General features: G+C 42.1%; 7 protein-coding genes and 1 rRNA gene. All 8 read left to right on the forward strand.

Going from position 1 to position 11,007, the window contains the following annotated elements:
* Positions 1-671 precede the first annotated feature (671 nt).
* Complete coding sequence (dnaA, locus tag BM278_RS16575) at positions 672-2,024, forward strand: chromosomal replication initiator protein DnaA (RefSeq protein WP_090951997.1); 1,353 nt, start codon at positions 672-674, stop codon at positions 2,022-2,024.
* 178 nt (positions 2,025-2,202) lie between these two features.
* Positions 2,203-3,339: a DNA polymerase III subunit beta gene (gene dnaN, locus BM278_RS16580; RefSeq protein ID WP_090952000.1), complete on the forward strand. Its 1,137-nt coding sequence runs from the start codon at positions 2,203-2,205 to the stop codon at positions 3,337-3,339.
* A gap of 102 nt (positions 3,340-3,441) precedes the next feature.
* Entirely contained in the window at positions 3,442-3,663 is a 222-nt protein-coding gene (yaaA, locus tag BM278_RS16585) for a S4 domain-containing protein YaaA (RefSeq protein WP_090952004.1), read from the forward strand.
* Positions 3,664-3,674: 11 nt separating this feature from the next.
* On the forward strand, positions 3,675-4,799 hold the full coding sequence (gene recF / locus BM278_RS16590) for a DNA replication/repair protein RecF (protein ID WP_090952007.1): 1,125 nt from the start codon (positions 3,675-3,677) through the stop codon (positions 4,797-4,799).
* Positions 4,800-4,837: 38 nt separating this feature from the next.
* Positions 4,838-6,760: a DNA topoisomerase (ATP-hydrolyzing) subunit B gene (gene gyrB, locus BM278_RS16595; protein ID WP_090952009.1), complete on the forward strand. Its 1,923-nt coding sequence runs from the start codon at positions 4,838-4,840 to the stop codon at positions 6,758-6,760.
* A gap of 63 nt (positions 6,761-6,823) precedes the next feature.
* Positions 6,824-9,289, forward strand: a complete 2,466-nt coding sequence (gene gyrA / locus BM278_RS16600; RefSeq protein WP_090952011.1) for a DNA gyrase subunit A — start codon at positions 6,824-6,826, stop codon at positions 9,287-9,289.
* A 124-nt stretch (positions 9,290-9,413) separates the two neighbouring features.
* Positions 9,414-10,499, forward strand: a complete 1,086-nt coding sequence (locus tag BM278_RS16605) for an HD-GYP domain-containing protein (RefSeq protein WP_090952014.1) — start codon at positions 9,414-9,416, stop codon at positions 10,497-10,499.
* 276 nt (positions 10,500-10,775) lie between these two features.
* Positions 10,776-11,007: ribosomal RNA gene (locus BM278_RS16610) — 16S ribosomal RNA — on the forward strand; the annotation flags it as partial.

The raw sequence follows: 11,007 nt of genomic DNA on the forward strand, positions 1-11,007 counted from the left end.
CGATGAAAAATGGATGTCGGGACGTAAATACTTAGATATGTCCGAATATTGGCAGTGGCGGAAAACGAAAGAGCAAGAAGCTCGATCGGTGAATCAGGAAGTTTCGGAGATGAAAAGAGTAGGGTAACCCCTTCGCTGTGTCAAGGAGAACGTGGAATACCGGAGCGAAGCGAGGATATGCCGCGAAAGCTCCTTGACACGCCTGTTCCTTGACAACATGATCGTTTGTCCGGGAAGGCGACCGGCAGGGAGACTTGCCGGACTTGCCTACCATACGTCAAGTCATCAGGTCCATGTTGTCTATCAAAGGGGAATTTACACAATAATTAGGACTTGACCTATTCACATCATTTATCGACATTTTTTTCACACTTTTCACTATGTGGATAAGTATTTTTTTCACACCGATTGCTTTTTGTGGATAATTTTAAAAATCCATTGCAACACATCGGTTTATTTGCTATTATTATTGTGTTTTCACTATGGATAATTGTGTGGATAAAAACAAACTATCCACAAATTGTGGATATATTGTGGATATATTTTTTCACATTTGTTTATAAAGTTATCCACATATGGTGGATTTTGTCGAAATACCGTCTTCTTTCCTTATTATTTGTCATTTCCACAATTCTTTTCTAAATAATCCTCTGATAAAGGAGGGGCAACGGGTGGAAAACATCCATGATTTATGGAATCGCGTGCTTGGGGAAATTGAAAAGAAAATTAGCAAACCAAGTTTTGAAACTTGGCTAAAATCAACAAAAGCCCACTCTTTACGAGGTGACACGCTTGTCATTATAGCCCCAAATGAGTTTGCGAGAGATTGGCTTGATTCCCGCTATTCTCATTTAATTGCTGAAACCATTTATGACATCACCGGAGAAGAACTTTCTGTTAAGTTCATTATTCCTCCTAATCAATCCGAAGATGATTTTGAACTTCAACGGTCTTCGAAAAAGCAGCGAAAGTCATACGAGGAACCAGCCGATTTTCCGCAAAGCATGTTGAATCCAAAATACACGTTCGACACATTTGTGATCGGTTCCGGCAATCGCTTTGCCCACGCTGCCTCGTTAGCGGTCGCAGAAGCACCGGCAAAGGCATACAATCCACTATTTATTTACGGCGGAGTTGGGTTAGGCAAAACGCATTTAATGCATGCGATCGGCCACTACGTTATCGAGCATAATCCGTCCGCTAAAGTAGTGTATTTATCTTCAGAAAAATTTACAAACGAGTTTATTAACGCGATTCGCGACAACCGTCCGGACGATTTCCGCAACAAATATCGAAACGTTGACGTCCTATTAATCGATGATATTCAGTTTTTGGCGGGAAAAGAACAAACGCAAGAAGAATTTTTCCATACGTTTAACACGCTACATGAAGAGAGCAAACAAATTGTTATTTCCAGCGACCGGCCGCCAAAAGAGATTCCGACATTGGAAGACCGCCTTCGCTCGCGGTTTGAATGGGGGCTCATTACGGACATCACTCCTCCCGATTTAGAAACGAGGATCGCCATCCTCAGAAAAAAAGCGAAAGCGGAAGGATTCGATATTCCGAATGAAGTGATGCTCTATATCGCTAATCAAATTGACTCTAATATTCGGGAATTGGAAGGTGCTCTCATACGCGTCGTAGCTTACTCATCATTAATCAATAAAGAAATTAACGCTGACTTAGCGGCAGAGGCGTTAAAGGACATCATTCCGAACTCTAAACCGAAAGTGATCACTATTCAAGACATTCAGCGCGTTGTCGGCCAACATTTCAATATTAAACTAGAAGACTTTAAAGCTAAGAAGCGAACGAAATCTGTTGCTTTTCCGCGTCAAATTGCCATGTACCTTTCGCGGGAACTCACTGATTGCTCACTACCGAAAATCGGGGACGAATTCGGAGGCCGCGACCATACGACTGTCATTCACGCCCATGAAAAAATTTCTAAGCTTTTGCAAACGGACGTTCAGCTTCAAAAACATATAAAAGAAATTCAGGAGAAACTGAAACAGTTGTGAATAACTATGAATAACTTCGTAAATTACACACAGTCTATCCACATGTGGACAGACTGTGTTTCCTTTACTTTTTTGACTTATCCACATTTCAACAAGCTTTATTACTACTACTGTTTTCTTTTTTTATTACTATAAAAAAATAATTTATTTCCCTAACTAACCGTAGGAGGCTCGTATAATGAAAATTACAATCGATCGAGAAGCGTTAGTTCAAAGTGTTCAAGATGTCATGAAAGCCGTGTCATCTCGCACTACGATTCCGATTTTGACTGGAATTAAAATTACGGCAACTTCACAAGGGGTTACGCTAACGGGGAGCGATTCTGACATTTCGATTGAATCTTTTATTCCGACGGAAGAAGAAGATAAAGTGCTTGTCGAAATAGCAGAAACCGGAAGCATCGTGCTACAGGCCCGCTTTTTTTCAGAAATCGTAAAAAAACTGCCGGAAAAAACAATTGAGATCGAAGTACATCCCAATTTCTTGACCGTGATTCGTTCAGGAAAAGCAGAATTTAATCTAAACGGCCTTGACGCAGAAGAATATCCAAGACTTCCGCAAATTGAAGAAGAAAATGTTTTCAAAATTCCAACCGACTTGTTAAAAACAATCATCCGACAAACGGTATTTGCCGTTTCCACTTCAGAAACACGGCCGATCTTGACAGGTGTCAACTGGAGAATTGAGGATGAGGAACTAATCTGTACTGCAACAGACAGCCATCGCCTTGCATTGCGAAAAGCAAAAATAGAAACGGAAAATCATCAATCGCATAATGTCGTCATTCCGGGGAAAAGTTTAAACGAACTGAGCAAAATTTTGGATGACAGCAATGACCCCGTTAACATTGTCATTACAGCGAATCAAATTTTATTTAAAACAAAACGTTTATTATTCTTCTCTCGCTTGCTTGATGGAAACTATCCGGAAACGTCCCGGCTTATCCCAACAGATAGCAAAACAGATATTATCGTTAACGCGAAAGAATTTTTACAAGCGATTGATCGCGCATCGTTATTAGCGAGGGAAGGAAGAAACAATGTCGTCAAACTAACGACGCTAAATGATGGCATTATTGAAATTTCTTCTGTTTCTCCAGAAATCGGAAAAGTAACAGAGGAAATTCAAAGCGAATCGATCGAAGGAGAGGAATTAAAAATTTCTTTCAGCGCAAAATATATGATGGACGCGTTAAAAGCGCTTGATGGCACAGACATCAAAATCAGCTTTACTGGCGCGATGCGGCCGTTTTTACTTCGTCCTCTCCATAGCGACTCGATGCTTCAGCTTATTTTGCCAGTGAGAACGTATTAACATTTATGAAAGCTGCTAAGTTCTAGCAGCTTTCTTTGCTAGCACTCCGTTTTTTCGTTAAAATAAAAAGATAGGCAGTTTTAGAAAGCGAGCGATGAATCGATGGAGAAAAAAGTAACCATTACGACAGAAACGATTACGCTTGGCCAATTGTTAAAACTCGTTCAAGCCGTTGGCACGGGCGGCGCTGTGAAACGGTTTTTGCAAACAAATGAAGTGCTCGTCAACGGAGAAAAAGAAACTCGCCGCGGGCGAAAATTAAAAAATGGAGACAAAGTCGAAGTCAAAGGACTCGGCACGTTTATCGTAACGAGGGCAGAGTAGGTGAAGAGCCGTTGTTTTTAACACATTTATCGTTAAAAAATTATCGCAATTACAAGAGTGAAACAATACAGTTCGCAAACAACGTAAATATTATTTTAGGTGAGAACGCTCAAGGGAAAACAAACATGATGGAAGCCATCTATGTATTAGCGATGGCAAAATCGCACCGGACAGCAAACGACAAAGATCTCATTCGTTGGGATGAAGACTATGCTAAAATAGAAGGAAGGGCAACGAAGAAAAACGGGGCGCTATCATTAGAACTCATCATTTCGAAAAAAGGAAAAAAAGCAAAATGTAACCATGTTGAACAGAAGCGATTAAGCCAATACGTCGGTCATTTAAACATCGTGATGTTTGCTCCGGAAGATTTAAATTTAGTGAAAGGAAGCCCGCAGGTAAGACGGCGTTTTGTCGATATGGAAATCGGGCAAGTGTCGCCTGTCTATATACATGATTTAAGTCAATATCAAAAGCTTTTGCAGCAGCGAAACCATTATTTAAGAATGCTGCAAACGCGCGAGCAGCAAGATGAAACAGTGCTAGATATCTTAACGGAGCAGCTCATTCCGCTAGCGGCTAAAATTACGCTAAAGCGGCATGAATTTTTGCTTTTGCTGGAAAAATGGGCCGCGCCGATTCATTATGAAATTAGCCATGGGTTAGAAACGTTGCAAATTCAATATCGACCTTCTGTTGACGTATCAGAACGGATGGAGTTGTCGAGAATAATAGAAGCATATAGCGAAAAGTTTGCTACAATAAAAGAGAGAGAAATTCAGCGAGGAATGACGCTTGTTGGTCCGCATCGTGACGATATTTCATTTAGCGTAAACGGAAAAGATGTCCAAACATTTGGCTCTCAAGGGCAACAACGCACAACAGCATTATCCATCAAATTGGCGGAAATTGAATTAATCTTTTCGGAAATTGGTGATTACCCCATTCTTTTACTTGATGATGTGCTATCGGAACTGGATGACTTTCGGCAAACCCATCTCCTTGACGCGATCCGGCAAAAAGTGCAGACGTTTGTAACGACAACGAGCATTGACGGCATCGAACATGACATCATCAAGGAAGCGGCAATTTACAAAGTCCATTCCGGTCATGTTACCGCCCCTCTTTATGATTAAGCTCTTGAACGTTTGGAAAGAAAGCGTAGGTGATTCGCATGACAATGGAACAAAAAGTCGAACATACGTATGATGCAAGCCAAATCCAAGTATTAGAAGGGCTGGAAGCGGTTCGTAAACGACCGGGGATGTATATTGGCTCCACTGGTCCAAAAGGGCTGCATCATCTTGTATGGGAGATTGTCGATAACAGCATTGATGAGGCACTAGCCGGTTATTGTACGGAAATAAACGTGACGATCGAAAAAGATAATAGCATTACAGTTACCGATAACGGTCGCGGCATTCCCGTTGACATTCAAGAAAAAATGGGACGCCCGGCTGTCGAAGTCATTATGACTGTGCTTCATGCAGGGGGAAAATTTGGCGGCGGAGGCTATAAAGTGTCGGGCGGGCTGCACGGCGTCGGCGCTTCCGTCGTGAATGCTTTATCTGAGGAACTGGAAGTGTATGTGCACAGGGATGGAAAAATTCACTATCAAAAATATCAACGCGGCGTTCCTTGCACGGATTTACAAGTGGTTGGAGAAACGGATCGGACAGGCACTACCGTTCATTTTAAGCCTGATCCGGAAATTTTTACGGAAACGACAGAATTTGATTATGAAACGTTGGCAACTCGCCTTCGCGAACTGGCTTTTTTAAATCGCGGTCTTAAAATTACGCTTGAAGATAAGCGGGTAGAAAACCGAAAAAATGAATATTGTTACGAAGGCGGTATTCAATCTTACGTTAAACATTTGAATCGGACGCGCGAAGTGCTTCATGAGGAGCCGATTTACATCGTTGGTGAACGCGATGGAATTTATGTAGAAATTGCTCTTCAATATAACGACAGTTACAGCAGCAATATTTATTCCTTCGTCAACAATATTCATACACACGAAGGCGGGACACACGAATCCGGTTTTAAAATGGCATTGACGCGCATTATTAATGATTACGCACGCAAACAGCAAATTTTCAAAGATAATGATCCAAATTTAATTGGTGAAGATGTCCGCGAAGGGTTAACGGCAATCGTTTCGATTAAACATCCGTCCCCGCAGTTTGAGGGACAAACAAAAACAAAGCTTGGAAACAGCGACGCACGAACGGTGACCGATGCGATTTTCTCGGAACAATTTGAAACGTTTTTACTGGAAAACCCAACCGTCGCTAGAAAAATTGTTGAAAAAGGGATGATGGCGGCACGGGCGCGGTTGGCAGCAAAAAAAGCGCGTGAGCTTACACGACGAAAAAGCGCGCTTGAAATTTCTAACTTGCCTGGAAAGCTAGCGGATTGTTCCTCGAAAGACCCTTCCATCAGCGAATTGTACGTGGTCGAAGGGGATTCCGCAGGCGGCTCGGCAAAGCAAGGGAGAGATCGGCATTTTCAAGCGATTTTGCCGCTGCGCGGAAAAATTATTAATGTCGAAAAAGCGCGGCTTGACAAAATTTTGTCGAACAATGAGGTTCGTGCCATTATTACTGCGCTAGGCACGGGAATTGGCGAAGATTTTGATATTACGAAAGCGCGCTACCATAAAATCATTATTATGACAGATGCCGATGTCGACGGAGCGCACATCCGCACGTTATTGCTCACTTTCTTTTATCGCTATATGCGCGAATTCATCGAACGGGGATATGTATATATTGCCCAACCACCGCTTTATAAAATTGAGCAAGGCAAACAAGTAAGGTATGCCTATAACGACCGGCAGCTTGAAAAAATTCTTGCCGAATTGCCGGAAAATCCGAAACCGATGATTCAACGTTATAAAGGTCTTGGAGAAATGAATCCGGAACAATTATGGGAAACAACGATGAATCCAGAAACAAGAACGCTGCTTCAAGTCAGTCTTCAAGATGCAATTGAAGCGGACGAGACGTTTGAAATTTTGATGGGAGATAAAGTAGAGCCAAGAAGGCAGTTTATTGAAGAAAATGCGCGATATGTGAAAAACTTGGACATTTAACCGGAGAGTGTTGAATAATCACCCTCCCCGCCGAAAATTTTTTATTAAGGGAGGTTTTTATGAATGTCAGAAAATCAACATCCGCGCATCCGTGAAGTCAATATTAGCCAAGAGATGCGCTCTTCGTTTCTTGATTATGCGATGAGCGTCATCGTATCCCGGGCATTGCCTGACGTGCGCGATGGGTTAAAACCAGTGCATCGCCGCATTTTATACGCGATGCATGATCTCGGAATGACCGCGGACAAACCGTATAAAAAGTCGGCCCGCATCGTCGGTGAGGTCATCGGGAAATATCACCCTCATGGCGACGCGGCGGTGTATGATACGATGGTCCGCATGGCGCAAGATTTTAACTATCGCTACATGCTTGTAGATGGACACGGGAATTTTGGCTCTATTGACGGCGACGCGGCCGCAGCGATGCGCTACACAGAAGCGCGCATGTCAAAAATTGCGATGGAAATGTTGCGCGACATTAACAAAGATACGATTGACTATCAAGATAACTACGACGGTTCGGAAAAAGAACCTGTCGTACTGCCATCACGATTTCCAAATTTATTGGTAAACGGTTCTTCGGGCATTGCTGTCGGGATGGCGACGAACATTCCGCCACATCAGCTTGGCGAGGTGATCGACGCGATTTTGGCGTTAAGCAAAAACCCCGACATGACGGTAGCCGATTTAATGGAGCATATTCCGGGACCGGATTTTCCGACAGCGGGGCAAATCATTGGACGAAGCGGCATCCGCAAAGCGTATGAAACAGGCCGCGGCTCGATTATATTGCGCGCCAAAGTCGAGATTGAGCAGCAGCCAAATGGAAAAGAAATGATCATCGTTCGCGAACTTCCTTATCAAGTCAATAAAGCGAAATTGATCGAGCGTATCGCCGAGCTTGTCCGTGACAAGAAAATTGATGGCATTACCGATTTGCGCGACGAATCCGACCGCAGCGGAATGCGAATCGTCATTGAAGTGCGAAAAGATGCGAACGCAAAAGTCATCTTGAACAATTTATATAAACATACAGCGTTGCAAACAAGCTTTGGCATTAACATGCTCGCGCTCGTCGAGGGCCAGCCGAAAGTATTAAATTTAAAAGAATGCCTGCAGCATTATTTAGACCATCAAAAAACGGTCATTCGTCGTCGCACGGCATATGAATTGAAAAAAGCGGAGGCTCGCGCTCACATTTTGGAAGGTCTCCGTATCGCCCTTGATCATCTCGATGAGGTGATTAATTTAATCCGCAGTTCGCAAACGACGGAAATTGCCAGAGAAGGACTTATGCAGCAATTTTCTCTCAGCGAAAGACAAGCACAGGCGATTTTAGACATGCGTTTGCAACGATTGACAGGGTTAGAACGAGAAAAAATTGAACAAGAGTATCAAGATCTTATTCGTCTAATTGCTGAATTAAAAGCGATTTTAGCCGATGAGGAAAAAGTTTTGCAAATTATTCGCGATGAATTGACGGAAATTAAAGAACGGTTTAACGATGAGCGGAGAACTGAAATTGTCGCTGGGGGAGTCGAAGAATTTGAAGACGAAGATTTAATTCCGCGCGAAAACATCGTTATTACGCTCACGCATAAAGGGTATATTAAACGATTGCCGGTTTCGACGTATAAAAGTCAAAAACGGGGCGGACGAGGCGTCCAAGGCATGCATACGAACGAAGATGACTTTGTCGAACATCTTTTGATCACATCGACTCATGATACTGTTTTATTTTTTACAAACAAAGGAAAAGTATACAGAGCAAAAGGATACGAAATTCCGGAATTCGGTCGGACTGCTAAAGGAATTCCGCTCATTAACCTTTTAGAGCTTGATAAAGACGAGTGGATTAACACGATTATCCCTATCAACAATGAATTCGATGACAATTTATATTTATTCTTTACAACAAAGCAAGGAATTGCTAAACGGTCTCCGTTATCTTCGTTTGCTCATATTCGCAACAATGGCTTAATCGCCATTCATTTGCGTGAAGGAGATGAGTTGATTTCCGCCAAGTTAACGGACGGTTCGAAGCATATTGTTGTCGGAACGAAAAACGGAATGCTCATCCGTTTTCCGGAGACGGATGTACGCGCGGTGGGACGAAGTGCAACAGGGGTCAAAGCGATTACGCTGGAAGACGGCGATGAGGTTGTTGGTATGGAAATTTTAGAGGATGACTGCGATATATTAGTTGTTACGAAAAACGGATATGGTAAGCGCACTCCAGCTTCGGAATACCGCATACAAAGCCGTGGCGGAAAAGGAATTAAAACGTGCAATATTACGGAAAAAAATGGTTCGGTTGTTGCGGTGAAGACGGTGACGGGTGAAGAGGACTTAATGCTTATTACCGCAAGCGGCATTCTTATTCGCATTGCTGTCAGCGATATTTCACGAATGGGAAGAAATACACAAGGAGTAAAATTAATTCGTTTGTCCGACGATAACGAACATGAGTATGTTGCCACAGTGGCAAAAGTCCCGAAAGAAGAGAAAGAAAATGAAGAAGATCATTAATTACGTGCAATGGCTCGAAAGGCGTAGCCTTTTGGGCCATTTTTTTATAAAGCACTACAACGATCGTGCTATCAATGTTAGTATAAAATTGTGGGATAAAAGGATAAAGGAGAGAGGTGACGCGATGATCCGGGTGAAACTTCACCAGTTGCAAGAAGGATGTATTCTCGCTGAAGATGTAATCGGCAAAACGAAAAAGACAATCATGCCTAAAAATACGGTGCTGACGCCATATTTATTAAATGTGTTGGAAAAATTTTTAATTAGGGAAGTTTACGTCGAACCGGTTTTGGCAAATGGAAAACCATTTAAGCCGGCTGAATTGCTCAAACGGCGCGAAAATGATAGCAATAGCGATGAACAGCCAATGTTCCTTTATTTGCAAGCAGTTCAACAATATAAAAAAGCATTTCAATCGTGGCAATCTGGTTCTCCCGTCGATATAGGACAAATAAGGAACATTATTATTCCTTTATTCGATAGATTCATAAACAATCGCAAGGAATTACTGGCGTTACATCGTTATGCGACAAAGGAAGACTATTTATACCATCATGCTGTTAGCGTTGGACTATTATCGGGATTTTTGGCAAAACAATTAGATTATAGTAAAGGTGACTGTTATCAAATTGCGCTGGCGGGTATATTGTCTGACTGTGGCATGGCGAAGGTGGACAAAAGGATTTTGACAAAAAAATCGGCGCTTACTACTCATGAATATGAAGAAATGAAACAGCATACAATGTTGGGTTATCGAATGGTTCAAAAAATAAAAACCTTAAAAGAAGGGGTAAAATTAGCTGTATTACAGCATCATGAACGCAATGATGGAACTGGTTATCCGTTTGGAATTCGTGACAAACAAATTCACCCGTACAGCAAAATAGTAGCTGTGGCTGACGTTTATCACGCGCTGACATCTGAACGTCTTTATCGGTCAAAACAATCTCCTTTTAAGGCGCTCGAAAAAATTCAAATTGAGCAGTTTGGCAAATTAAGCATGGAAGCGATACAAATATTACTAGACAATTTAATAAATTTTCATGTAGGGACAGTTGTCAAATTGTCAAACGGTGAAATGGCAGAAATCGTTTTTATACAACGGGAAGCACCGACAAGACCGATTGTCAAAATTGTAAATAAAGACGAATTTCTTTCTTTAAGTGAACATCGTGATATTTATATTGAGGAAGTTGTTTATAACGACTAGGGGAAAAAGATTTTTAAGAAAACTCTTGAACGATAGTTGTAATAGTGATAGAATGGAACTCATCTGAATCGAAATATATATAATTTTGAAGAAATATGTTGACTTTTATTGAAATTTTAGTTATTATCTAATAGCTGTCATTTTTTAAAGTTTAACACTTAAAATTTAAAAGGTTCCTTGAAAACTAAACAAAACGCAAGCGTCAATAGAAAAGCGGAGGCGAACAGCACCTTGCGGTGTTGGAGCTGAAGCTTATGAGAATAAGCCAATCAACTTTCTATGGAGAGTTTGATCCTGGCTCAGGACGAACGCTGGCGGCGTGCCTAATACATGCAAGTCGAGCGGACCAAACAGGAGCTTGCTCTTGTTTGGTTAGCGGCGGACGGGTGAGTAACACGTGGGTAACCTGCCCGTAAGACCGGGATAACTCCGGGAAACCGGAGCTAATACCGGATAACACCGAAGACTGCATGGTCTTTGGTTGAAAGGCGGCTTCGGCTGCCACTTA

Origin of the sequence: Parageobacillus thermantarcticus, assembly GCF_900111865.1 — a bacterium.
Taxonomy (GTDB): Bacteria; Bacillota; Bacilli; order Bacillales; family Anoxybacillaceae; genus Parageobacillus; species Parageobacillus thermantarcticus.